Origin of the sequence: Rhodoplanes azumiensis, assembly GCF_042682915.1 — a bacterium.
GTDB classification, from domain to species: domain Bacteria; phylum Pseudomonadota; class Alphaproteobacteria; order Rhizobiales; family Xanthobacteraceae; genus Rhodoplanes; species Rhodoplanes azumiensis.
Genome location: NZ_JBHUIW010000017.1, coordinates 1 through 24,850 on the forward strand (window position 1 = coordinate 1; position 24,850 = coordinate 24,850).

A 24,850-nucleotide genomic window follows, 5' to 3' on the forward strand; every position below is an offset into this window, starting at 1 on the left:
AGCTCGCCGCGCAGGCCGAGCAGCTGCAGGCCAGCATCGCCTATTTCCGCACCGAGGAGAGTGCGACGGCGGCGGCCGCCGTGCGCCGACCGGCGGCCGGGCGGTCGCCGGTCGGCAAGGCACCGGCCAAGGCCGCCGCCAGCGAGCCCGGCGAGCGCGCCGGCCGGCCGGCCGCGGGCGGCGCCAACAAGCTCGTCGATCAGGTGCGCGCCGCCTACGCCCAGCCGCAGGCCAAGACTCGGACGACGACCCAGACGCGCGGCGGCTACAAGCTCGACCTCTCGTCGGGCGGGCCGGACGCGCACGACGCGCAGTTCGAGCGGGCGAGCTGAAGCGGGCCGGAGCCGTGAGCCGAGCACTCTCGAGGGCGTCCGCCGACGCCGACACCGGGACCGCCGAGCCGAGCTGGGTCGACGGCCATGATCGGCTGGGCGCGCGGGACTTCCAGCGTCTCGCCGCCTTCATCCACGACTACAGCGGCATCAAGGTGCCGCCGTCGAAGTCGACCATGATCGAGGGGCGGCTGCGCAAGCGCGTCCGCGCCCTCGGCATGCGCAGCCTCGACGAGTACTGCAAGTATCTCTTCGACGATCAGGGACTCGCCGCCGAGGAGATCCATCTGATCGACGTGGTGACCACCAACAAGACCGAGTTCTTCCGCGAGCCGGAGCATTTCCGGATTCTGTCGGAGAGCGTCCTGCCGCAGATCGCCGCCGAGCGGCGGATCTCGGTTCGTTCGCCCGTCAAGGTGTGGAGCGCCGCCGCCTCGACCGGTGCCGAGGCCTACACGATCGCCATGGTGCTCGCCGAGCAGCAGCGCCGCACGCCCGAGCTGTCCAGCATCGTCTACGCGACCGACATCTGCACCGAGGTTCTCGGCACCGCGCAGGGCGGCATCTTCCCGGAGGAGATGGTGGTGCCGGTCCCGGCCGAGATGCGCACCCGCTACGTGATGCGGGCGAAGGACCGATCGTCGCGGCTCGTGCGGATGGTGCCGGAGCTGCGCGCCATGGTGCAGTTCGGCCGCCTCAACCTGATGGACGCGAGCTACGCGATGGAGCGCGATCTCGACATCGTGTTCTGCCGCAACGTCCTCATCTATTTCGACAAGCCGACCCAGCTCGCGGTGCTGCGCCGGCTCTGTGACCACCTGCGGCCGGGCGGCTGGCTGTTCCTCGGCCATTCCGAGACACTGTCGGGCTTCGACCTCCCCGTGCGGCCGGCCGGCACGGCCGTCTACCGACGGAGCTGAGCCATGGCGGCGCCGATCCGGGTTCTCGTCGTCGACGACTCCGCCTCGGTGCGGCAGACGCTGGCCGGCATCCTGGCCGAGGATCCGGACATCGAGGTGATCGGCACGGCGTCCGATCCGTTCGTCGCGGCGAAGCGCATCCAGTCCGAGGTGCCGGACGTGATCACGCTCGACGTCGAGATGCCGCGCATGGACGGCATCACGTTCCTGCGCAAGCTGATGAGCCAGCGCCCGGTGCCCGTGGTGATGTGCTCGTCGCTCACCGAGGCGGGATCGGAGACGCTGGTCCAGGCGCTGGAGGCCGGTGCCGTCGACGTCATCCAGAAGCCCCGCATGGGCGTCACCCAGTTCCTGATCGAGTCACGGCTGCGCATCTGCGACGCCGTCAAGGGGGCGGCGCGGGCACGCCTGCACTGCCTGCCGCGACGGTCGGCGCTCACGGTGCAGAAGAAGCTGACCGCCGACGTGATGCTTGCGCCGCCGCGCGCCAGCCAGGCGATGGCGCGCACCACGGAGACCGTGGTGTGCATCGGCGCTTCGACCGGCGGCACCGAATCGTTGCGTGCCGTGCTCGAGGTGCTGCCGGCCGACTGCCCGCCGATCCTGATCGTCCAGCACATGCCGGAGATGTTCACGGCCGCCTTCGCGCGGCGGCTCGACGGCCTGTGCGCCGTCGAGGTGAAGGAGGCGGCCGACGGCGACACGGCGCTGCGCGGCCGCGTGCTGATCGCGCCGGGCGACCGGCACATGATGCTCCAGCGTAGCGGCGCGCGCTATTACGTCGGCATCAAGGACGGGCCGCTCGTCTCCCGTCACCGCCCGTCGGTCGACGTGCTGTTCCGCTCGGCCGCGCGCTATGCCGGGGCGAACGCGGTCGGCATCATCATGACCGGCATGGGTGACGACGGTGCCCGCGGGCTCCTGGAGATGAAGCAGGCCGGCGCCCACACGGTCGCCCAGGACGAAGCCACCTCGGTGGTGTTCGGCATGCCCAAGGAGGCGATCGCGCTCGGCGCCGCCGACCGCGTGTTGCCGCTCGACCGGCTGCCGGCCGAGATTCTTCGCGCCGGTGGCTGAGCGGTCCGGATCGGCCCCGACGACCTTCGAAAGGTCGTGATCAGAACAGGAAGTCGTCGACGCTCGACTCGGCGGCCGGCGCGACCAACTGCACCGGCGTCGGGGTCGCCGCCGCGGCGAGCGGCGGAGCGACGGCATGGAGCGGCAGCCCGCCGGCGCGCCGGGGGGCGGACGCGGTCCGGGCGTGGACCTCGCGCTCGCGCGCCATCGTGTATCGGCTCGCGATGTCGGCCAGCATGGCGTCGGCGGCGGCGCCTTGCGGCATCGGTCCGGCGCCGGCCGCCGCGGCGGCGAGCCGCGCGGCGGCGTCACGCAGCGCCGTCTCGATCGTCTCGGCGCGGGCGAGCCCGGCCGCCGTGTCGGCGAGGAGGTCGACCACGGTCGTTCCGTCGCGTCCGAGCGAGGACAGCGCCTCCGCGAGCGTCGCGCCGACGCCGTGCAGGCAGCCGATCGCGGCGCCGATGTCGTCGATCACGCCGGTGATCTCGGCGCGGCGAGCGGCTTGCCGCGCGCCGGCCAGCGCCTCGGTCGTGTCGACGATGGTGCGCACGTCGCGTCCGGCCGCCACGGCTTCGGCCGCGGTGCGGGCCGACGATCGGGTGAGCTCGTCGGCGACGACCGCGAGCGGCCGCCCGACGGAGCCGAGCCGGCTGCTCTTGAGGGTGGCGTTGACGCCCATGATGCGGATGTCCGCCTCGACGGCCCGCACCGTGCCGATATGGCCGACCAGCCGCTCGGCGATGCGCAGCACCTGCGCCATGATGCCGTCGGCGGTGTCGCGAGCCGTGCGGACGTTCTCGAACAGCAGCCGGGTGCGCGACACGTCCGTTTCGAGCTCGCTCAGGAATGATTCGTCGCCTCGGCTCGCCGAGCCGTAGACGTCGCGGCCGATCCGGACGACCTCGCGCGCATCGTCGCCGAGGCGGGCGAGCGAGCGGTGCACGGCCGCGATCTCGCCGGCGAGCTGGTCGGCCGCGTCGGCGAGCTGCGCCGCCTGCAGGGCGCAGCCCTGGCCGACGAGGGCGCGCCTGGTGTCGGGATCGAGGTCGGCGTAGGGGCCGCTGCGGCCGTCGGCGTCGCCGATCCGGACGAGGAGATCGGCGGTGGCGACGACGTGCTCGATGCGCTGGCGGATGGCGTCGCCGCATTGCAGAGCCATGACGACCCGCCCGACCCCGTCGGCGAGCCGCCGCGACCGGATGCCGACCTCGGCGGCGGCGCCGGCGGCGCAGCGTGACCGGTCGGTGATCAGCGCGATGCTCGCCTCGAGCCGGCGCGGCACCTGGGCGATCGTCTCGGCGTGGCGGGCCGAGAACTCCGCCTCGCCCTTCGAGGCGGAGCCGAGATGGGCCGCGACCTCGGCGAGCTCGGCGCGGAACTTCTGCAGATTGGTGGTGGTGACGGCGAGCGAGCGGCCGATGCCGCCGATGTAGTCGAGGAACTCGGCGCCCGCCGACCCGATGCCCGACGCGGTGATCCGGGCATTGATGGTCAGCACGTCGATGGTGCGGATCTCTTTCGCGATCTCGTCGATGCGTCGGCGCAGCCGGCCGGTGACGCCGATCAGTTCGTCGAGGGCGGCGTGCTCGTCGCGACGGTCGCCGCCGAGGGCGGCGGCCCGCGCCGCGACGGCCGACAGGCTGCCGGTGGCGCGCCGGAAGGCGTCGCCGTCGAGCTCGCCCTGCAGACTGCCGAACCGCTCGACGAGATGCTCGAGAAGTTCGACCGCGTCGCCCAGCCGGCGCCCGGTGTCGAGAAACGTCTCCTCCGCCACGCCGGCGGCAGCGCCGAGTGCCTTGGCAGTGGCGAGGATGATGTCACGCAAGGTCGGTCCCGCAGACTCGGCGGCGGCCGCGATCGAGGCCGGACAGGGAACCGCCGCCGCGCCGCCGGCGACGAAGGCGCCCCCACCATGGTGAGTTCGGGTTAAGGTCCGGTTGAGGCGGCGCGTCCGTGCATGCGGTCGGCGCGCGGCGGCTCTTCGCACAACTTTGGTGCGACGGCGCGGCCATTCGGTCCGCCGTCGGGTGCATCGGGGAGCGTGGGCGGGCGATCCCTGATCGCGGCGAGGTGTCGAACGAAGGTGCTTCAGTAAAGCCACGTTTGTTCGGTGTCGAACGTTCGGGGACGCCGTCGGGGTGCCGTGGGCGGCTGTTCGGTCGTAGCAGATCTGCGTGGTTTTACCGAAGCTTCGAGGTTTTCGCCTTTCTATATTGAGTTTGTTTTCGAGGAGCCTTCATGAACATCGGATGGACGCCGAGGGCGTCGTCTCCGCACCCTCCGCACCCGTCCCCGGGCCCCGTGGCCGGGCCGACGCCCGCCGGCGGCGGCTTCGCTCCGTCCGGCCTGTCGATCCGCCAGCGTCTCGTGCTGATCGTGCTGATGGCGGCGATCCCGATGGTGCTGCTGTCGGTCGACATCGTCTGGAGGCTGGCCGAGCGCGAGCGCGACAACAACACCCAGGCGCTCCTCTATGCGGCCCATTCGGTCCTCAGCGCCGTCGAGGCGCAGCTCGGCAACTACGTCGCGGTGGGGCAGGCGCTCGGCGAATCGCCCGCTCTCCAGAGCGGCGACCTCGACGCCTTCCGGGGCGAGGCGGAGCGCGCCATGATCGGCCTCCCCGGCGCCTGGGTGACGCTGATCTCTCCGGACGGGCAACAGGTGATGAATACGCTCCTGCCGCCGGGCGATCCGCTGCCGCGCGTCCCCGAGAGCGTCATGGTCGGAGCGCGCCGGGCCTTCGCCGAAAAGCGCGTCGAGATCACCGACGTGGTGAAGGGGCCGGTCGCCGGCGGCCCGGTGGTCGGTGCCGGCGTGCCGGTGCTGCGCGGCGGCCGGCCGGCGTTCTATCTGGTCATCGGCGTGCTCGCCGACACGTTCCGGGAATTGCTCAACACCCGGCAGATGCCGCAGGGATGGATCGCCGCCATCATCGATCGTGACGGAAACTTCGTCGCGCGTTCGCTCGATCACGAACGGTGGGTCGGCCGGCCGGCCTCGGCGGGCTGGCGCGCGGTCAAGCACGCCGACGGCATGGCCGAGGTCGACAGCGTCGAGGGGCGGCCGCTGATCACGGCGACGTCGCCGTCGTCCCTGGGGTGGGCCGTCGGCGTCGCCACCGAGCGGGTTCTGTTCGAGGCGCCGATCCGCCGCACCATGGTCACGGCGGCGTTGCTGACGGCGGTCGTGGCGCTGATGAGCATGCTGCTCGCCGGCTTCGCGGCGCGTCGGATCACCCGGCCGATCGCCGCGCTGGAGGCCGGCGTCGTGCGGCTGGAGCGGGGCGAGCCGCCCGATGTCCGCACCACCGGCGTGCCCGAGGTCGATCACGCGCTGTTCGCCCTCGACACGGCGGCCCGCACCATCGCGGCGCGCGAGCGGTCGCTGCGCGAGAACGAAAGCCGCATCGCCGCCATCCTGGACGTGCTCCCGGTCGGCGTCGGCCTCGTCGATCGTGATGGCCGGATCATCGTCGGCAACGCCAACTATCGGCGTTTCGTGCCGCAGCTGGTGCCGTCCCGCGACGAGCTCCGGCAGGAGCTGTGGGAGGGCTGGGACGCCAACGGCCGGCGGATTCCGCCCGAGGCGTTCCCGTCCGCGCGGGCGCTGCGCGGCGATCCGGTGTGGCCGGGTGTCGAATTGTTCTTCCGCGGCGACGAGACCCAGCCGGCGACCTGGACCCGGGTCGCCGCGCTACCGTTCCGCGACGAGGCCGGCGAGGTCTCCGGCGCCGTTCAGATGATCGTCGACATCGACCAGGAACGCCGGGCCGAGGAGGAGCGCCGCACCCTCCAGGCCGAGCTCCTGCATCTGTCGCGCGTCTCCGACATGGGTCAGATGGCGGCCGCGCTCGCCCACGAGCTGAATCAGCCGCTCACCGCCGTCGCCGTCTATATCGGGGCCTGCCAGAAGCTGGTCGGCGCCGGCCCCCTCGAAGAGGGGCGCCGCGAAAAGCTCGGCGAGCTGCTGCGGTCGACCAGCGAGCAGGCGCTGCGCGCCGGCGAGATCATCCGCCAGCTCCGCGAGTTCGTCCGCAAGGGCGAGAACGAGCTTCGGGTGGTGAGCGCCGCCGGCCTGATGCGCGAGTCCTGCACGCTGGCGCTCGCGGCGGCGCGCCACAAGGACGTGGTGGTCCGGCTCGACGTCGAGGCGCCAGGCGAGATTCTCGTCAACAAGGTGCAGATCCAGCAGGTCGTGTTCAACCTCGTGCGCAACGCGGTCGAGGCGATGGAGACGAGCGAGCGCAAGGAGCTGGCGATCCGGCTCGTCGCCGCGCGGGACCGGATGGTGCTGAGCATCGCCGACACCGGCAGCGGCCTCGCTCCCGAGATCGCCGACCGGCTGTTCATGCCCTTCGTCTCCACCAAGGCGCAGGGCATGGGCATCGGCCTCTCGGTGTGCCGCAACATCATCGAGGCGCATCACGGTCGGATATCCGCCGAGCCCAATCCGGGCGGTGGCACCGTCTTCAAGTTCTGGCTGCCGCTGCTGCGCGACGAGTGAGCGCGACGTCCAAGGACGCGCGGTCGACCCTCGCGGGCGGCGGCCGACCCGCACGGTCCACCGCGGCCACGAGTCGCGGCGGCGGTTAACCCCGCGTTGACACCGGAAGCGCATGCTCGTCCGGTTGTCACTCGGGTGTTGCCGCGATGCAGAACCATCTCCCACGTTCCGCGGTGCGCCGGCCCCTCCAGGGCCGCCGGGTCGCGCTGATCAGCGGCGCCTTCCTCGCCATGGTCGTCGCCACCCTGATGATCGAGCAGACCTTCGACCGTCCGCTCCGCCGGCTTATCTCCGTGCCGCCCGTCGAGCGCGACGTCAGCCATGTCGGCGCGATCCGGCTCGGGCCCGGTCATGACGGCCGCTGCCCGCAATACGTCTTCGACAACGACACCGGGTGGATCGTTCCCTCCGGGCGCGTCACCTGCGATCTCTTCGATCAGCCGCCGGCGCGCTTCGGCGGAACCGGCACCGATCGCATGGACACGATCCGCGACGGATTCAGGCGCCGCTGACGCCGCTCGGCCGCACTGCTGCCCGGCCGCTCCGATCCTCTGCTGCCGACCACGAACCACTCCGCCACCGGACGGCGAGCGTCCGGTGCGTCGCGGCGATCGGGGCTGCCTCGGCCGGTGGCGATGCCGGCCGGCTCAGAACAGCCAGAGCAGAAGCAGGATGACGATCACCAGCCCGATCAGGAAGTTCCGCTGCTTGATGCCGAACTTGACGAAGGCCGGCTTGATCTCGGTGAACAGAACCTTGACGTCCGCCCAGACATATTGGGCGTAGGCCTGGGTGACCTGGATCGCCTTGTCGACGATGGTGGTCGGCGGCTCGCGGCGGGGCGGCGGGGGCGGCGGCGAGGCTTCGCTGGTGCGCGGCGCGACGATGGGCGGCTCGGCGGGCGCGACCGGCGTCTCCACCGGGGTGATCGTCGGCTTCACGGGCGAGGGATCGGACATGATCGAAAGCTCCTGATACGGCGTTTCAAATCCGGGCGGCCGAGGCCGCGAACGACAAGACGGCGGAAAACACTTCCGGAGGGTGGTCCGACGATCGCAGCCGCGCCGCCCCGTGACCCAGTTGGTGCCCGAGTGCGACCGCTGCCCCGATCGGCTCACCTCCCGATCCAAATCGATGTCCCCCAAAATCGATGTCCTCGTGGACACATCGAATCCAAGGACGAATCCAATCCAAATCGCCGTGCGCCGCGTCGCGGCTTCCGGAACGTGCTGCGAGGCGCCGCCGGCCTGCGGTCCGGCACCCGACGCATGTTACCTTGGATGAGCGCGCGATTCGAGAATTTGCGTCAAGCGACGCTCGGCGTGCGGCCCGCGTCGTCCACGGCCGCTTGGTCGCACCTCCGCCCGGGTGTATCGACGGTCGCCGCCCTGTCCCGAAGGATGTGTCCCGCGTGTCCTCCGGTCCCGTCCCGGTCCACGATCGCTCCGATCCGATGCCGAACCCGATCCCGAATCCGATCCCGAATCCGAGCCGGGAGCCGAACTCCATGCTGCCCGTGCATGTCCTCACCGGCTTTCTCGGCAGCGGCAAGACGACGCTGCTGGCGCGCCTGCTCGCCGATCCCGGCATGGGCCACACGGCGGTGCTGATCAACGAGCTCGGCGAGGTCGGCATCGACCACCTGCTGGTGCGCCGGCTGGAGGACGACGTCGTCCTGCTCGAGTCCGGCTGCCTGTGCTGTGCGGTGAGGAACGAGCTGGTCGAGACGCTCGCCGATCTCGCGGCGCGCCGCGCCGAAGGCGACCTGCCGGCGTTCCGGCGCATCGTCGTGGAGACCACCGGGCTCGCCGATCCCGCGCCGATCGTCCACACGCTGATGACGGACGCGCGGCTGACCCCGCATCTGCGCCTCGCCGGCCTCGTCGCCACGGTCGACGCGACGCTCGGGGAGGGGACGCTCGCGACCCATCCCGAGGCCCTGAAGCAGGCCGCGATGGCCGACCGGCTGGTGACCACCAAGACGGATCTGGCGGACGCCGCGACCCGGGACCGCTTGGCCGCGCGGCTCGCCGCGCTCAATCCGGGCGCGCGCCGCTTCGAGGCGTCGCTGGCGGTCGCGCCGTCGCCGGCGGATCTGTTCGAGGGCGAGACGTTCTCCATCGGCGTCGGCGCCGGCGCGGACGTCGCGGCGTGGCTGGCCGCCGAGGCGGCGCACGACCCGCCTCACGATCACCGTCGCGACGATCATCGTCGCGACGACCGTCGTCGTGCTGATCAGGCCCATGCTGATCATGCCGATGGCGATCATGCCCATGGTGACGGTGATCACGGTGATCACGCGCACGGCGAACATGATCACGGCGAACATGATCACGGCGAACATGATCACGCCGGACACCACCTCCATCATCACGACCCGCAGCGCCACGGCGACCGCGTCGCGACGTTCTGCCTCATCGCCGACGCGCCGCTCGACTGGGACGTGCTGACGCGCTGGCTCGAGCTTCTGCTGACCGCGCGTGGCGAGCAGATCCTCCGACTGAAAGGGATCGTGAACGTGCGCGGGCGTGACAAGCCGGTCGTCGTGCACGGCGTGCAGCACGTGCTCTATCCGCCGCAGGAGCTCGCCGCCTGGCCGGACGCCGACCGCGCGTCGAAGCTCGTCTTCATCACCCGGGATCTGTCCCGCGGCGCCGTCGAGCGCTCGTTCGAACGGGTGGTGGCCGCCGGCGCTGGCTGAACGCTTCGCTCGTCCTCAATCATACGTCGTCGTCGTCACCGGGGTCGCGCCCATCACCAGTCCGGCGCGGCGGACGACGTCGGCAGCGCGGCGGCGGGCCTCGACATGCAGAGCTTTCTCGTCGACGGTCGCGACGCAGCCGTTGGCGTAGAGGGCGCGACCGTTCACCCAGGTCTGGGCGATCGAGGCCGGGCTCGACGAGTAGACGACCGCCTGCAGCGGGTCGCCGTAGGGCACCCATTCGAAGTGATCGAGATCGAACAGCACGAAGTCGGCGCGCTTGCCGTTTTCGATCGAGCCGATCTCGTCGGCGAGGCCGAGCGCCTGGGCGCCCTCGATGGTCGCCATGCGCATCGCCTTGCGGGCGCCGACCAGCGTCGAGTCCATCCGGCTGTCCTTGAACATGCCGGCCACCATGTAGAGCTGGCGCATCAGGTTCATGGTGCCGCCGGCCGAGACGCCGTCGGTGCCGAGCCCGACATCCATGCCGGCGTCCATCATCTCGGGATACTTGCCGATGCGGGTCGCGCCCTTGGCGAGCTTCACGGCGGTCGCCGGGCAGAACGCCACCTTGGTGCCGGCGTCGGCCATCAGGCCGACCTCTTCGTCCTTGACGGCGACGCAATGCGCGATGACGAGATTGGAGGCGAGGCCGCCGTGCCTGGCGATGCGCGAGATCGGCCAGTGGCCGTGCTTGCGCTCGCACACATGCGCCTCCTCGATCGAGGTCGCGAGGTGATAGGTTGTGCCGACGCCGAGCTTCTCCGCGAGCGCACGGGCGCCGACATGCAGCGCGAGGCTGCACGGTTCCTTGCCCTCGATGTTGCACCACACCCGCACCCGGCCGCCGCCGGCGCCGTCGAAGTCCTTCACGGTCCGCTCCAGCGCGGCGAGCGCGGTCTTGTGGTCGGGGAAGAAATGATGCGCCATCATCTCCTCGGTCCAGCCCGGCGGAATCACGTCGGGCCGCACGTCGGCGGCGTGGCGGCCCGTGATGCCGCGCATGCCGATCCTGTCGATCGCGGCGACGACGCCCGCGACGTCGTTCTGGGCGCCCATGTCGAGGAAGCAGGTGGTGCCGCAGCGGAGCATCTCGGCCATGCCGAGCGTCGCGCCGCACACCTCGTCCTCGCCCGTCACGCTCGCATAGAACGGCTTCGCCCAGTGGAACACCCAGGCGCGGGTCGCGAGGCAATCCGGGAACACGGCGCGCGACAGGGTCTCCGAGAGATGCACGTGCGAGTCGACGAAGCCGGGCGTCATGCCGTAGCGCGAGCCGTCGACGATGCGATCGAAGGTTTCGCGCCCGTACCGTGACGCGATGATCGCGGCCGGGCCGACGTCGGCGATGCGCTCGCCGTCGATCACCACGGAGGCGCCGGACAGCACCGTGTCGGCCTTGTCGACGGTGAGGACGAATTCGAGATTCTCGATCAGCGTGCGCACGGGCGGAACCTTCTTCGGAGCACGACGACGGCGGGCGGTGACGCAGCGGCGGGCCGGTGAGCTTATCCGGACGCAAGGACGGGGCCAACGCCGCCGCGCCGGATGCCGCCGCGTTCCGACCGTCGCCGCGCCGCGATGGTTCCGGGTTGCGGCGCCCCCGGTTCCGGCTCTAACGTGCGACCCGTCGCATCGGAAGGATCGCCGTGGCCATCATCGACTGGTCGAAGCTCGTCATCGGCATGCTCGGCGGCGACCGCCGCGAGCAGGAGATCGCCCGGCTCGCCGCCGCGACCGGTGCCGAGGTCCGGGCGCACGGTTTTCCCTGGCCGGCGGGCGGCATTCCTGGCGTGAAGCGGCTCGACGATCCCGCCGCGGTGCTGCGCGGCGCCAAGTTCGCACTGTTCCCGATTCCCGGCATCGCGCCGAGCGGTGCCCTGTTCGCGCCGGCGGCGGCAGCGCCCATCATCCCGGACCGGGCCATGCTGGCCGGCATGGCGCCGCGTGCCCACATCGTGCTCGGCTGGGCGGACGCCAACCTGAAGGCGCATGCCGACGCGCTGGCGATCGGCCTGCACGAGTACGAATGGGATCGCGCTTTGATGCTGGAGCGCACGCCCGCCATCATCGAAGGCCTTCTGAAGATCGTCATCGAGAACACCGACACGACGATCCACAACTCCGAGGCCTGCGTGGTCGGGCAGGGGACGATCGGCACGGTGCTGGCCCGCTACCTGGTGGCGCTCGGCGCCCGCACCCACGTGGTCGCCCGCAATCCCGAGCAGCGCGCCGCCGCCTTCGTGGCCGGGGCGACGGCGCACGGGCTCGAGGCGCTGCCGGAGCTCGCGCCGCGGCTCGATCTCGTGTTCTCCACGGTGCCGTCGCGCGTCGTCGGCGCCAACGTCATCGGCATGCTGCCCGACCACGCCCTGATCGTCGATCTCGCGGCGCCCCCGGGAGGCGTCGACTTCGAGACGGCGAAGCGGCTCGGCCGCAAGGCGATCTGGGGGCGGGGCCTGGGGAGCCGGGCGCCCGTCACGGTCGGCGCCAGCCAGTGGCGCGGCATCCGCGCGCGCATCGAGAAGATCATCCAGGACGAACACTGAGCGACGCGTGTCGCGCGTCGCCGTGCCGTCCTTCGTCCCGCACGCACAATCGCCAAGCCCCCAGAGAGGACCAGCATGCCCGTCGTCACGGTGGAGATGTGGACCGGCCGCACCAAGGAGCAGAAGCGCGCGCTGGTGCGCGCCATCACGGACGCCATGGTGACGCATGCCGGGGCGAAGCCCGACAACCTCCACGTCATCATCCACGAGGTGCCGAAGGAGGATTGGGCGCTCGCCGGCGTGATGGGCGACGAGCGCAAGGATTGACTCGACGCAGCGATCGGGTCGATGCGGCCGCGCCGCGGCGGCGCGCCGGCCGGTTCAGTACATGTCGCCCTTGCGGCGGGCCTTCTTGGCCGCCTTGCGGGCGGCGTAGCGGGCGTCGCGCGCGGCCTTCTGCTCGGCCTTGAGGGCGGCGTCGGCGGCGGCCCGCTCCTCCGCCTCGCGCGCCTCGCGCTCGGCCCGTTCGGCGGCCTCGCGGGCGGCGATCGCCTCGGCCTCAATGCGGGCCTTCTCGGCCGCCTCGGCGGCGATCCGCGCCTTCTCGGCCGCCTCGGCCTCGCGTTTCGCCCGGATCGCGTCACGCTCCGCCTTGCGGGCGAGCCGCTCGGCCTCGAGCGCCGCTCGGCGCTCCTCGAGCGCCGGATCCGCGACCGCGGTCTTGAATTTCTCCAGCAGGGCCTTCTTGGCCGCGTCGGCGTTGCTCTTGCGGTCCTGCAGGTCGGTGTCGCGGAAGCGAGCCATTCGGTCTCCGGTGTCGTGCACAAAGGCCGGACCGGGCCCGTCGCCCGAGGTCCGACCGGTCGAGGTCTCGATTGGGAGACGCTCATATAATCCCCCCGGCCGTCCGCATCAACGCTTCCGACGCATGCCAACCGTGCGTTGCGCGGTTTTCCCCTCCCTCCCGCCGGCGCGACCTGCGCCGACCGGCGCCGGTGGTCAGGCCCGGACCGGCCGGGCGGTCAGGCCCGGACCGGCCGGGCGGTCAGGCCCGGACCGTGTAGCGGGCGATCTTCGCCTCGTCGGCCGGGATGCCCATGCCGGGCCCTTCGGGCAGCACGATCGCGCCGTCGACGAGCCGCATGGGGGCGGCGATCAGGTCGTCCTTGTAGTAGACGCCGCCGACCCGGCCGCCGAGCGCCTCGGCCGGCGTCGACACCGGGACGACGCAGGACAGCGTCACGGCCGGGGCCGCGGCGGCGAGCTGGATGTTGGCGAGGTTGCCGATGCCGGTCTCCACCGAGCCGTTGACGTTGCAGACGATGCCGGCCGCCCGACACACCGCGGCGACCTCCATGGCCTTGAACAGGCCACCCGGCTTGGTCGTGTAGATCGACACGATCTGGGCGGCGCGCTTCTCGACGATCTGGATCACGTCGTGGGCGTTCCAGGCGCTCTCGTCGGCCATCACGGGCGCGTCGATGGCGCGTGCCACCTCGGCGAGGCGCGCGATGCCCTCGACCGGCTGCTCGAAGTACTTCAGCTCGCAGTGCTCGATCTTGCGGAACGTGCGGATCGCCTCGCCCGGCGTCGCATAGCCCTGGTTGGCGTCGACGCACAGGGTCGTCTTCGGCCCGACCGTGGCCCGAATGCGCTCGACCATCTCGACGTCGCGATCCGGATCGACACCGATCTTGATCTTGATCGTCTTGATGCCTTCCTCGACGACCTTCGCGACCTCGCGCTCGGCCTCCTCGAAGCCCAGGAGCCCGATCGAATGCGTCACCGGGATCGCTTTGCGCGCCGCGCCGCCGAGCAGGCGGTGAACGGGGAGGCCGCACTGCTTGCCGGCGAGGTCGTAGGCGGCGAACTCGACGGCCGCCTTGGCGTAGGGAAAGCCCTTGATGATGCGATCCATGCGGGCGTGCAGATCGACGATGTCGCCCGGCACGGCGCCGACGACGGCCGGCGCCAGATGGGATCTGATCACCTCCATGGTGGTGCCCGGGCTCTCGCCGAAATAGCGACCGAACTCGCCGCCCCAGTCCTTCAGGGCCGGCGCCTCGCCCCAGCCGGTCGCGCCGTCGCGGTCCGTCATCTTGACCAGCACATACCCGCCGATCGGCTCGGTGAGGCCGGTCCATTTGTGCTCGCGCCGCGTCGGCAGGGCGATGTGCACGAGGTCGACGGAGGCGATCGGAGAATCGGTCATGATCTTCGCGAACTGGTTGGGAGGCGAGGACGGCGGGACCGCCAGCATAGGCCGCGCGAGATCGGCATGCAAAGCATGCCGACCTTGTACCAACGGCCATGACGGCTGCCTCTCTCCGTCACCCTGAGGTGCCCGGCGAAGCCGGGCCTCGAAGGGCGACGGCAAGGATCTCGGTCTTGCCCGAGATCGACACCATTGAAGCCCAAGTCGGCAACGCCGACTTGGGTGGTCGCATCCTTCGAGGCTCGCGGCGCGAGCACCTGCTGCGCGCGCACCTCGGAATGACGAATCGAAGTCCGGAGCCGTTGGTATTACTGTTTCGCGTCGCGGATCATCTGCCAGACGCGGCGGGGCGACAGCGGCAGGGCGCACGGCTCGATGCCGAAATCCGACAGTGCGTTCGCGACCGCGTTGGCGATGACGCCACCCACCGGAATGATGCCGCCCTCGCCGCCGCCCTTGGCACCGAGCGGATTGCCGGGCGCCGGCACGATGTCGATCGCGCGGGCCGCGATCGGCGGCACGTCGGCCGCCGTCGGCAGCAGATACTCGGCGAGCGAGGCCGTGAGGATCTCGCCGTCGTCGTTGTAGACGATCTCTTCCAGGAGCGTGCCGCCCAGCCCCTGCACGATGGCGCCGACCGTCTGTCCGTGCAGGGTCGCCGGGTTGATGGCGCGGCCGACATCCTCCACGGCCGTGTAGGCCAGCACCTCGACGGCGCCGGTCGCCGGATCGACCGCGACATGCGCCGCGTGCGCGCCGTAGCTGTAGGCCCGTGCATTCGCCGCGAAGGTGCCTTCGGCGTCCGGCACCTTTTCGGCGAGATCCGTCAGCGCCACCACGCGACCATCGGGGCCGCGCGCCGAACCATCGTCGAGCGTCACGTCCTCGGCCGCGCAGCCGAGCGCCGCCGCGGCCACGGCCCGGATCGACGCTTTGAGCGTTTCCGCGGCGGCGAGCACGGCCGAGCCGCCCATCACGACCGACCGCGACGAGTAGGAGCCGAAGCCGTCGCGCACCGCGTCGGTCGAGCCGTGGACGACGCGGGCGATCGCGTCGAGCGGGCGCTCCAGCGCGTCGGCGGCGATCTGCGCCATCACGGTCTCGAGCCCTTGGCCGAGCGCCGAGGAGCCGACATGCACGACGACGCGCCCGTCCGGCTCGAGGCGCAGCATGGCGCTCTCGCGCGGCCCCGGCGAGCCGCCCTCGAAGTAGCAGCCGGTCGCGATGCCGTGATAGCGCCCGTCGATCAGCCGGCCCTGCAGCCCCGCCTTCTCCGTCCAGCCGAAATCGGCGAGGCACTGCGCGAAGGTCGCGGCGTAGTCGCCGCTGTCGCATGCACTCTCGATCCCGAGCGGCGTCACGGTCGGGAGCCGCCACGGCATCTCGTCGCGGCCGACCAGGTTCTTCCGGCGGATCTCGATCCGGTCGATCCCGAGATCCTTGGCCGCCATGTCGATCAGGCGCTCGCGGAAGAAATCCGGCTCGAAGCGGCCGGGCCCCCGATAGGTGCCGATCGGAGTCTTGGTCGTGAGCATCAGGTCGACGTCGATCGCGACGTCCGGAATGCGATAGGGGCCTGGAAGGAACTGGGCGAGGCTGCGGGCCGGCGTCGCCCCGGTGGTCCTCACATAGGCGCCGAGATCGACCGCGGCGGTGCCGCGCAGCGCCAGGATGGTGCCGTCGCGCGTGCAGGCGATCTCGATGGTCGCCTCCATCTCGCGGGCGTGATTGGTGGCGAGGAAGTGCTCGCGCCGGTCCTCGATCCACTGCACGGGCCGCGCCAGCGTGCGGGCCGCGAACGGGATCAGAAAATCCTCCGGATAGAACTCGCCCCGCACCCCGAAGCCGCCGCCGACATCGTCCTCGACCAGCCGCACGGCGTCCTCGGGTAGGCCGAGCTGGCCCGCCAGAATCCGTCTGTTCGCGAACGGTACCTTGGCGGCGCCGTGCAGGGTGAGCAGGCCCGCGGCCGCGTCCCAGGCGGCGAGCAGGCCGCGCGGCTCCATCGGCACCGCGGTGTGGCGATGGATGCGGAAGGTCACGCGCCGCGTGTAGTCGGCGCGTGCGAAGGCCGCGTCGGCGTCGCCGCGCCGCCCGGAGAGCGTGCCGGCGCGGTTGTCCGGGATCGTGTCGAACAGCAGCGGGTCGGCGGCGCGCGCGGCCGTGATGCTCGCCACCGCCGGTCGCGAGGCGATGTCGAGCCCGACCAGCTCGGCCGCGTCTTCGGCGAGCGCCGCGGTGTCGGCGATCACGACCGCCACCGGCTCGCCGACATAGCGCACCACCGCGTGAGCGATCACGGGCTGGGCGGCGCGAACGAAGTCGGGCGAGGAGTCCTGCCGCAGCGGGATTTTTGGCACCGCGCCGTGCGCCGCGATCACGTCCTCGGCCGTGAGCACGGCATGCACACCGGGCATCGCGCGCGCCGCGTCGGCGTCGATGCCGTGCAGAAGACCGTGGGCGACGGGGCTGCGCACCACCACGGCGGCGAGGCGGCCCGGCCCGGCGACGTCGCCGACATAGCGGCCACGGCCGGTGACCAGCCGAACGTCCTCCAGCCGCGGCACGGAGCTGCCGATCAGGGCGTTGCGGGGCGGCACGGGAGCGGCGGTCATGGGAAACGGGGGCGGCGGGCCGCGGGACGGCGAGAATGGATCACGTCGCCGCGTGCGACAAGCCCTGCGGCGTGCGACCGAGCGCGGCAAGGATCGCCGTGACGATCGCGTCGGGCGGCTTCGCGATGTCGACCGTGACGGCGTCGGCCGGCTCCTCCAGCGTGGCGAACTGGCTGTCGAGCAGGGCCGGGTTCATGTAGTGGCCGGTGCGGCCGGCGAGCCGCCGCGCGATCAGATCGGCCGATCCCTTCAGATACACGAAGACGACGTCGCCGTGGGGCGCGAGGATGTCGCGATAGGCCCGCTTGAGGGCCGAGCAGGCGAGCACCTGATCGAGCCCTTGTGCCTCCCAGTCCTCGATCGCCTGGCGCAGCGCCGCGAGCCAGGGTCGGCGGTCGTCGTCGCTCAGCGCGATGCCGGCCCGCATCTTCTCGACATTGGCGGGTGGATGAAAGCTGTCGGCGTCGGAAAAGCCGCAGCCGAGCCGTGCGGCCAGCAACGTCCCGATCGTGGTCTTGCCGGAGCCCGAGACGCCCATCAGCACGACGATCATGTCCGCCTCCGTTCGGACCGCGAGGACGATCACAGCGTGGCGCCAAGCGTTCGGAAACGAAAACGGCGCGGCCTCGGGGGCCACGCCGTCGAACTCGGCCCGGTCGCGGGGCACGGCGTCGCCGCCGCCGTCCGCGGTCAGACGTCCGCGCTCAGCGGGCGCTCTGGCGCACCGGCGTCTGCGCGTCCGGCTCGTCCGCGGCCTTGCCGTCGGCCGGCTTGGCGTCGGCTGGCTTGACGTTCGACGCGGCGAACGAGAACGGTGCGGTGATGGCCGAGAACACGGCCGGCACCTGGGCGCCGCCCGTCGCGCGGGCGACGGTCAGGCGGGTGCGGTTGAACGCCTCCTCGACGGTCTGGCCGGTGTTGCGCATCTGGGCGATCAGCTCGCGGGCGAACACGCTCTGGCCGTCGCTCTCCTGGTCGGCGACCTTGCCGGGCGCCACCGCGTAGAGCACCAGCGTGCCCTCGGGGCCGGCGATCGGCGCGAGGCCGGACGAGAAGCCGCGCAGGCGCCGCTCGAACGGATTCTTGCGGGCGGCGTCGAGCACCACCAGCTTGCCGGCGGCGCCGCGGGCGTCCATGGCGGCGACCACCGGCTCGAGGCCGATGCCGTCGCGGCGGACGTCCTCGGGACGCCAGATCTGGGCGCTGACCGGCACCAGGAAGCTCTCGCGGCCGATCTGCAGGCCGTGACCGCTGAAATAGAGGAGCGCCGTGGCGCCCGGCGTGATCTTGGCCGTGAAGCGCTCGACGGCGCGCTCCATCGCCTGCTTGCTCATGTTCTCGCCGAGCTCGACGTCGAAGCCCTTGCCGCGCAGCTCGTCGGCGATGGCGCGTGCATCGGCGATCGGCGCCTTGAGGGGGGCCTCGCCGTCCGGATAGGCGCCGTTGCCGATCACCAGCGCGAGGCGCGGGCCGGTGGCCGCGGTCGGGGCGTCGGTCGCCGACGCGACATCGATCCGCGCGGGAACCGGCCGCGGGTCGACGGCCGCATCGCCGCGGCTCGGCGCCAGCGCGACCCGAGTGGCCTCGGTGCGCGAAGACTCGGTGCGCGAAGACTCGCCACGGTTGTCGAACTGCTGCCCGACCGCGGTCCGGATGACCTCCGCCGAGACCAGCGTCAGGCTCACGAAGGCGAGCGCTGCCGCCCCGGCGAATTTCACTGTCCGCATGATCCCTCCACGTTCCGTCGCAGCGCGACATACAGACAAACCGAGCGCAAGGCAAGCTTTGCCGAATTTTGTCTGGATTGGGGCGTCGGAGGCGGTGCGGGGATGTCAAGTTGTCGTTGTGTCGGCGACAGTATAAATTTCTTCTATCGGGTTAAAATACGCTGCCGATGAACGGATCATCAGAATTGTGGCAGTGAAATGTGTCTCGGTACAATCCCCTAATCCGATCGACGAAGGCTGTTCACGATCTTGTCAATGAAGCGATTCCGCCGGCCCGAGCGGGGCTCGCGCCGGCGGGAGTATTGTGTTGCAGCAAAACGGTACTTTGGTCCGGTGGGTCAGCCGCCGAGCACCCGCACGGGCTTGCCGTCCAGAAACGCGCGGATGTCCTCGACCATGTCGCGGAAGTAGATGGCGTAGTTCTGCTTCGTCACGTAGCCGAGATGCGGCGTGGTGACGACCGTGTCGAGCCGGCGGAACGGGTGGTCCACGGGCAGCGGTTCGATGTCGTAGACGTCGAGCCCGGCGCCGCCGAGCTTGCCGGCCGTGAGCGCGGCGAGCAGGGCCGCCTCGTCGACGATCGGGCCGCGCGACGTGTTGATCAGCAGCGCGTCCGGCTTCATCAGGCCGAGTTCGGCCGCGCCGACCATCCCGCGCGAGCGGTCCGAGAGCTGCACGTGGATGGAGAGGATGTCGGAGCGGGCGAACAGCTCCTCCTTGCTCACCAGCGTGGCACCGCCGGCCTGCGCCTTCTCGGCCGTCAGGTTGGGGCTCCAGGCGATCACCGGCATGCGGAACGCCTGGGCGATGCCGGCGACCCGGGTGCCGAGCTTGCCGAGCCCGAGGATGCCGAGCGTCTTGCCCTCGATGTCGTCGCCGATGGTCGCCTGCAGGGGGGCGCCGGCCTTCATGCGGGCGTTCTCGAAGCCGATCCGCCGGGTCAGCTCGAGGATCAGGCCGAACACGATGCCGATGGTCGGATTGCCGTAGCTGCCGGTGCCGCACACCGTGACGCCGTGCTCGCGCGCCGCCGGCAGGTCGATCGCCCGGTTGGCCGCGCCCGTGGTGATCAGGAGCTTCAGGTTCGGCAGCCCGGCGAACATGGCGCGCGGGAACGGGGTCCGCTCGCGCATCAGGCAGACGATCTCGAACGGCTGGAGTGCCGCCCGGGCGGCGTCGGGGGTGGGGAAGGGTGTATCGAAGACCGTAACGTCGACGTCACCCGTGACCGCCGACCAGTCGGCGGTGGAGAGGGCGACGGTCTGATAGTCGTCGAGGACGGCGCAGCGGACGGCCATGGGCCGGAACTCCCTTGTCGGTCGCGAGACACCGCGAGCTAGCCCGCGGGCGCAAGAGGAGACAAGGGTTTTCGCTGGAGACGAGCGGGATCTCGGAACGAAGCGGCGGTGCCGTGCAGCCGGCGCCGCCGCGCCAGTCGGGGAGGGTCCTCAGACGCGAACGCGAATCCGGGCAGGGCGGCCACGCATCGAGCGGTCGGGCCGGATCACGATATGGGTGATCGTGTTCTTCGCCCGCCATTTCGGGCCGGGGCCGCGCATGTAATGGCGCTCCGGGCGATAGGTGGTGAAGAGGTCGGTCAGGATCGAGCGGCAGGCGGCCAGCAGGGTCTTGCCGATGGGAGCATTCGGGGCACTGGAGGCGTTCATGACACGCTCCGTGGGTTGGCGATCCAGGTCCGGCGTTCTGCCGCGGACGATGATCCTGAGCGTCGCTCTATGACCTTTTCTGGATCGAAATCGTTAAAATTCGGTTCATTTTCACGATCTGTCGCAACTTCGTCGCGCAGCGTTGCCGGTTCGTTACAGTCGGGCGTTGCGAGCCGGAGACACCCGGTCCGCGATACGACGGCGGCAGTGTCGATACGGCTTGCGCGTGGTCGGGCGGACACGGGGACGCTCCATCGGCTCTCCGTCATGAGTCGTCGGCGGGGCGATCGGGGTTTGTGAGGCGGATCACAGGGGGCGTCGCAACGGAACGGACGGGCGCCCGCGACGCCCGGGGGGAGGGGGTGGAGATGTCTCGAACCGCCCGGGCGCCCAGCTTGCCCTCGGACGCGGCGGTCGCTACATCAGCGCGCGAATCCCGACAACCGGACGAGGACGAGGCGCGGCAATGGCCCGGCAGTTCATCTACCACATGCAGGGTCTGTCCAAGACCTATCCGGGCAACCGCAAGGTGCTCGACAACATCCACCTCTCCTTCTACCCGGACGCCAAGATCGGCGTGCTCGGCGTCAACGGCGCCGGCAAGTCGACGCTCTTGCGCATCATGGCCGGCATCGACAAGGAGTACACGGGTGACGGCTGGGTGGCCGAGGGCGCCCGGGTCGGCTACCTGCCGCAGGAGCCGCAGCTCGATCCCGCCCTGACCGTGCGCGAGAACGTCATGCTCGGCGTCGCCGCCAAGAAGGCGATCCTCGACCGCTACAACGAGCTGATGATGAACTACTCCGACGACACGGCGGAGGAGGCCGCACAGCTCCAGGACAAGATCGATCATCAGAACCTGTGGGATCTCGACTCGCAGGTCGAGCAGGCCATGGACGCGCTCGGCTGCCCGCCGGACGACTGGGCGGTCGACAAGCTCTCGGGCGGCGAGCGCCGCCGCGTCGCGCTGTGCCGGCTGCTGCTCGAGCAGCCCGAGCTCTTGCTGCTCGACGAGCCGACCAACCATCTCGACGCCGAGACGGTGAACTGGCTGGAAGGGCACCTGCGCAACTACCCGGGCGCCATCCTGATCGTCACCCACGACCGCTACTTCCTCGACAACGTGACGGGCTGGATCCTCGAGCTCGATCGCGGCCGCGGCATCCCCTACGAGGGCAACTACTCGTCCTGGCTGAAGCAGAAGCAGAAGCGGCTCGAGCAGGAGGGCCGCGAGGAGGAGACACGCCAGAAGACGCTGGCCCGCGAGCAGGAATGGATCGCGTCCTCGCCCAAGGCCCGCCAGGCCAAGTCCAAGGCGCGCTACCAACGCTACGAGGAGCTGCTCGCCAAGGCCAACGACAAGGCGCCGACCACGGCCCAGATCGTCATCCCGGTGGCCGAGCGGCTCGGCCAGAACGTCATCGACTTCGAAGGGCTCACCAAGGCGTTCGGCGACAAGCTGCTGATCGACGACCTCACCTTCAAGCTGCCGCCGGGCGGCATCGTCGGCGTGATCGGCCCGAACGGCGCCGGCAAGACGACGCTGTTCCGCATGATCACGGGCCAGGAGCAGCCCGACAAGGGCAGGATCGTGATCGGCGATTCGGTCAAGCTCGGCTATGTCGACCAGTCGCGCGACTCGCTCGATCCCAAGAAGACCGTGTGGGAGGAGCTCTCCGACGGCCTCGACATCCTGATGCTCGGCAAGCGCGAGGTGAACAGCCGCGCCTATTGCGGCGCCTTCAACTTCAAGGGCGCCGACCAGCAGAAGAAGGTCGGCAACCTGTCGGGCGGCGAGCGCAACCGCGTGCATCTCGCCAAGATGCTCAAGTCGGGCGCCAACGTTCTCCTCCTCGACGAGCCGACCAACGATCTCGACGTCGACACGCTCCGCGCGCTCGAGGAGGCGCTGGAGGACTTCGCCGGCTGCGCCGTGATCATCAGCCACGATCGCTGGTTCCTCGACCGCATCGCGACCCACATCCTCGCCTTCGAGGGCGACAGCCACGTCGAGTGGTTCGAGGGCAACTTCCAGGACTACGAGGCCGACAAGATGCGGCGGCTCGGCACCGACTCGATCCTGCCGCACCGCCTCAAGTACAAGAAGTTCTCGCGCTGACGATTGCGCCGCCGGGCCGGCTCCGTCGCGGAGCCGGCGGCCGAAAGGGGGAGCGGTGCGGCAATATCGGCCGCGCCGACCGCCGTCCCCGTCCCTCGTTTCGCCCTATTCCTGCCCGCATACCGGGCGTCGGGACAAGTGGTGTTCGGCCCTCGGGCCGTGCGTGGGGGATAGCGATGAAGCGCTTCGGATCGGCGGCCCGCGCCGCCGTCATGGTCTCGGGTCTCATGGCCTCGGGTCTGGCGTTGGCGCTCGCCGGCTGCGCCGGAGATCCGGCGGCCGGTGTCGGTGCGCGCGAGCAGACCGGCACGCTGGTCGGCGCGCTCGGTGGCGCGGCGCTCGGCGCCGCCGTCACGGGTGGCGGCACCGGCTCGAAGCTCGCCGGTGGCCTCGCCGGCGCGGCGATCGGCGGCCTGCTCGGCAACCGCATCGGCGCCGCCATGGACGACGAGGACCGCCGCCGCGCCTACGAGGCCCAGATGACGGCGCTGGAGACCGGCCGCTCCGGCGCACCGGTGTCGTGGCGCAACCCCGATTCGGGCCGCTACGGCACCATCGTGCCGGGTCCGGCCTACGACCAGGGCGGCCAGAACTGCCGGCAATTCACCCACACGATCTACATCGACGGGACGCCGCAGACGGCGCGCGGCACCGCCTGCCGCAACCCCGACGGCTCGTGGACGCCGATCGGCTGAGCGCCGCGCCCCGACCGGTACCAAGTTACGGTTTCTTTTCGCGGATCGCGGCACCTGCCGCGCTCCGTTTAACGCGTTCTTCAGACCGCGCTCCTATACCCGAGCCAGGATATTCCGCTCGGCAAGGTGTGTGGATGGCAGGCGAGGAGCAAGCCTCCGAGAAGTTGCGCGCGTATCTGCGTCAGCTGTCGCCCGAGGCGCGGGCCATGCTGATGGCCGAGGTCGAGCGCGGGCTGCAAGCCGGCCACGATCATCTGCCGGCGCCCGATCTGCTGCTCGAGCATCTGCGCGAGGTGCTGCGCGAGAACGAGGACGATCCGGCCCCGGAGCGCGCCATCAATCCGTCCCGGCTGTTCTTCGCCCCGATCGAGCCGTTCGTGACCGACGACGAGTCCTCCGCCGAGCCTGACGGTCGGGTGTCGCGGGCGAGCCTCGGCCCGCTGTGGGACTGGATCGTCACCGAGATCGCCCCGGCCGAGGCCAAGACCTTCGTCGCCGACGTCGGCCGGCATCTCGCCGCCAAGGACCAGGGCAAGGCCGATTTCGCCGCCCGCACGTTCCAGGATCTGGTCGTGCGCAAGCTCGGCGACATCCTTCAGGCCGCCGGCAAGGACGACAAGGCACGGCGCCGCATCGCGTTCCGGATCGGCACCGCGCGGGCGCAGTCCGACGTCGTCGAGTTCTTCACCATCATGAAGAACCGCGACACGCTCTCGGCGATCGGCAGCCGCCTGCCGTCGCGCATCCGCTCGGCCGCCGGCGACCAGCTCGACCAGATCGTCGCCGTGATCGACACCGCGGTCGCGCGCGACAAGGCGCTGATCCGCTACGGCCTGATCCTCGTCATGAACCGCCTGCCGGCGCCCTGGCAGCTCGTCCGGGTGGCGGTGCGCGCCGCCCAGTCCGACAAGGCCGAGCGCATCGCCGAAAGCGCCTACGGCTTGGCGCTCGGCATGGTGCTGGCCGAGACAGAGCGCACCGTGCGCGAGCTCGTCCATCACTTCCGCCGCGGCCAGATGGTCCGCGCGATCGAGTGCCTGAAGGACGTCCACGAGGCGGTGCGCGGCCTGCGCAGCGAGGTCAACATGTCGTCCGGCACCGGCCCGGCGCGTCAGCTCGCGGCCATCCGGGCCGGCGTCGCCGACGCGCTGAAGTCCGACCTCGACACCATCCCGGGGCGGGTCCGCCGCATCATCCGCATCGTCCCCGGCAAGCACCTGCCGGCCGGCGCCGCCATCGACCAGGGCGAGGTCGCCGAGATCGAGGCGCTGCTCGGCTTCCTGGCGGCGTGCAAGAACTACGCGAGCGAGCTCGCCCTCAACGAGATCACGCTGCGGGTGCTCTCGGACCTGCAGAGCCAGCTCGACAACGGCTCGCGCTCGATCATCGACGTGCTGCGCGCCTGCGAGCCGGGCGAGCTGCCCTACCGCAAGGCCCAGATGGAGGCGGCGATCCGCTTCTGCGCCAAAATCCTCGGCGAGGAGTTCGCCACCGTGATCGCGCGGGCCGCCGAGGTCGCGGTCAGCACCGAGCGCAAGCCCGCCGGCAAGGTCGCCGCCAAGGGGTGACGGGCCGGGCGCCGAAGCCGTGCCCGGACACGGCGCGCCGCGCACGGGACACGAACCCCGTCCCGTGGCACCGTCTCGGACGCGCGTCCTGCGCCCGGCCATAATTTTCCCGAACCGTCACCCTATCGGGCTGCCGCCTGCGTCACGGGGCTTTGACATTTCCCAAGGTTGCGACCGGGGGCGTCATGGTCAATGACGGGGCCACCGGTTAGGGTCTCGCCC

The 24,850-nt window shown here is 70.8% G+C and carries 20 protein-coding genes and 1 pseudogene; 11 read left to right on the plus strand and 10 right to left on the minus strand.

Features of this window, described 5'->3' with window-relative positions; genetic code table 11:
- The 3 genes and pseudogenes from ACFSOX_RS14675 to ACFSOX_RS14685 form a co-directional block, all read left to right on the plus strand.
- A pseudogene (locus ACFSOX_RS14675) lies at positions 1-332 on the plus strand (hypothetical protein); the annotation flags it as partial.
- A 95-nt stretch (positions 333-427) separates the two neighbouring features.
- The gene (locus tag ACFSOX_RS14680; RefSeq protein WP_378478663.1) at positions 428-1,252 is read left to right on the plus strand and encodes a CheR family methyltransferase; all 825 of its coding nucleotides are present in this window, start codon (positions 428-430) and stop codon (positions 1,250-1,252) included.
- A gap of 3 nt (positions 1,253-1,255) precedes the next feature.
- A complete protein-coding gene (locus ACFSOX_RS14685; RefSeq protein ID WP_378478561.1) occupies positions 1,256-2,329 on the plus strand; it encodes a protein-glutamate methylesterase/protein-glutamine glutaminase in 1,074 nt (357 codons plus the stop codon).
- Between the two features lie 40 nt (positions 2,330-2,369).
- Here the strand turns inward: ACFSOX_RS14685 and ACFSOX_RS14690 are convergent, their stop codons facing one another.
- A complete protein-coding gene (locus tag ACFSOX_RS14690) occupies positions 2,370-4,154 on the minus strand; it encodes a hypothetical protein (RefSeq protein WP_378478562.1) in 1,785 nt (594 codons plus the stop codon).
- 476 nt (positions 4,155-4,630) lie between these two features.
- Here ACFSOX_RS14690 and ACFSOX_RS14695 point away from each other — a divergent pair, with 476 nt between their 5' ends.
- Positions 4,631-6,832 carry a sensor histidine kinase gene (locus ACFSOX_RS14695; protein ID WP_378478563.1) on the plus strand — a complete coding sequence of 734 codons (2,202 nt, stop codon included), beginning with the start codon at positions 4,631-4,633 and terminating at the stop codon, positions 6,830-6,832.
- Positions 6,833-6,978: 146 nt separating this feature from the next.
- The gene (locus ACFSOX_RS14700) at positions 6,979-7,344 is read left to right on the plus strand and encodes a hypothetical protein (RefSeq protein ID WP_378478564.1); all 366 of its coding nucleotides are present in this window, start codon (positions 6,979-6,981) and stop codon (positions 7,342-7,344) included.
- A gap of 135 nt (positions 7,345-7,479) precedes the next feature.
- Here the strand turns inward: ACFSOX_RS14700 and ACFSOX_RS14705 are convergent, their stop codons facing one another.
- Positions 7,480-7,791, minus strand: coding sequence for a hypothetical protein (locus ACFSOX_RS14705; protein WP_378478565.1), 312 nt, complete (start codon positions 7,789-7,791; stop codon positions 7,480-7,482).
- 452 nt (positions 7,792-8,243) lie between these two features.
- On the opposite strand from ACFSOX_RS14705, the gene ACFSOX_RS14710 reads away from it, so the two are divergent.
- The gene (locus tag ACFSOX_RS14710; RefSeq protein WP_378478566.1) at positions 8,244-9,533 is read left to right on the plus strand and encodes a CobW family GTP-binding protein; all 1,290 of its coding nucleotides are present in this window, start codon (positions 8,244-8,246) and stop codon (positions 9,531-9,533) included.
- A 15-nt stretch (positions 9,534-9,548) separates the two neighbouring features.
- On the opposite strand, the gene ACFSOX_RS14715 is transcribed toward ACFSOX_RS14710, so the two are convergent.
- A complete protein-coding gene (locus ACFSOX_RS14715; protein ID WP_378478567.1) occupies positions 9,549-10,979 on the minus strand; it encodes an amidohydrolase family protein in 1,431 nt (476 codons plus the stop codon).
- A gap of 203 nt (positions 10,980-11,182) precedes the next feature.
- Here ACFSOX_RS14715 and ACFSOX_RS14720 point away from each other — a divergent pair, with 203 nt between their 5' ends.
- Both ACFSOX_RS14720 and ACFSOX_RS14725 read left to right on the plus strand, forming a co-directional pair.
- The gene (locus tag ACFSOX_RS14720) at positions 11,183-12,082 is read left to right on the plus strand and encodes a dipicolinate synthase subunit DpsA (protein ID WP_378478568.1); all 900 of its coding nucleotides are present in this window, start codon (positions 11,183-11,185) and stop codon (positions 12,080-12,082) included.
- Between the two features lie 48 nt (positions 12,083-12,130).
- Positions 12,131-12,349, plus strand: a complete 219-nt coding sequence (locus ACFSOX_RS14725; RefSeq protein ID WP_378478664.1) for a 2-hydroxymuconate tautomerase — start codon at positions 12,131-12,133, stop codon at positions 12,347-12,349.
- Positions 12,350-12,403: 54 nt separating this feature from the next.
- On the opposite strand, the gene ACFSOX_RS14730 is transcribed toward ACFSOX_RS14725, so the two are convergent.
- The 7 genes from ACFSOX_RS14730 to ACFSOX_RS14760 form a co-directional block, all read right to left on the minus strand.
- Entirely contained in the window at positions 12,404-12,826 is a 423-nt protein-coding gene (locus ACFSOX_RS14730; RefSeq protein WP_378478569.1) for a DUF6481 family protein, read from the minus strand.
- Positions 12,827-13,067: 241 nt separating this feature from the next.
- A complete protein-coding gene (locus ACFSOX_RS14735; protein ID WP_378478570.1) occupies positions 13,068-14,234 on the minus strand; it encodes a mandelate racemase/muconate lactonizing enzyme family protein in 1,167 nt (388 codons plus the stop codon).
- Between the two features lie 311 nt (positions 14,235-14,545).
- The gene (locus tag ACFSOX_RS14740) at positions 14,546-16,852 is read right to left on the minus strand and encodes a xanthine dehydrogenase family protein molybdopterin-binding subunit (RefSeq protein ID WP_378478571.1); all 2,307 of its coding nucleotides are present in this window, start codon (positions 16,850-16,852) and stop codon (positions 14,546-14,548) included.
- Positions 16,853-16,892: 40 nt separating this feature from the next.
- Complete coding sequence (locus ACFSOX_RS14745; protein WP_378478572.1) at positions 16,893-17,405, minus strand: gluconokinase; 513 nt, start codon at positions 17,403-17,405, stop codon at positions 16,893-16,895.
- A 151-nt stretch (positions 17,406-17,556) separates the two neighbouring features.
- On the minus strand, positions 17,557-18,579 hold the full coding sequence (locus tag ACFSOX_RS14750; protein WP_378478573.1) for a caspase family protein: 1,023 nt from the start codon (positions 18,577-18,579) through the stop codon (positions 17,557-17,559).
- A gap of 338 nt (positions 18,580-18,917) precedes the next feature.
- Positions 18,918-19,877 (minus strand): D-2-hydroxyacid dehydrogenase family protein, encoded by a 960-nt coding sequence (locus ACFSOX_RS14755; RefSeq protein WP_378478574.1) that lies wholly within the window; start codon positions 19,875-19,877, stop codon positions 18,918-18,920.
- A gap of 150 nt (positions 19,878-20,027) precedes the next feature.
- Positions 20,028-20,246, minus strand: coding sequence for a hypothetical protein (locus ACFSOX_RS14760; RefSeq protein ID WP_378478575.1), 219 nt, complete (start codon positions 20,244-20,246; stop codon positions 20,028-20,030).
- 466 nt (positions 20,247-20,712) lie between these two features.
- On the opposite strand from ACFSOX_RS14760, the gene ettA reads away from it, so the two are divergent.
- The 3 genes from ettA to ACFSOX_RS14775 all read left to right on the plus strand — a co-directional run bounded on the left by ettA (position 20,713) and on the right by ACFSOX_RS14775 (position 24,628).
- Positions 20,713-22,365 (plus strand): energy-dependent translational throttle protein EttA, encoded by a 1,653-nt coding sequence (gene ettA, locus ACFSOX_RS14765; protein WP_378478576.1) that lies wholly within the window; start codon positions 20,713-20,715, stop codon positions 22,363-22,365.
- Positions 22,366-22,541: 176 nt separating this feature from the next.
- Positions 22,542-23,060: an RT0821/Lpp0805 family surface protein gene (locus tag ACFSOX_RS14770; RefSeq protein ID WP_378478577.1), complete on the plus strand. Its 519-nt coding sequence runs from the start codon at positions 22,542-22,544 to the stop codon at positions 23,058-23,060.
- Between the two features lie 134 nt (positions 23,061-23,194).
- Positions 23,195-24,628, plus strand: coding sequence for a hypothetical protein (locus ACFSOX_RS14775; RefSeq protein ID WP_378478578.1), 1,434 nt, complete (start codon positions 23,195-23,197; stop codon positions 24,626-24,628).
- The last annotated feature ends 222 nt before the right edge of the window (positions 24,629-24,850 follow it).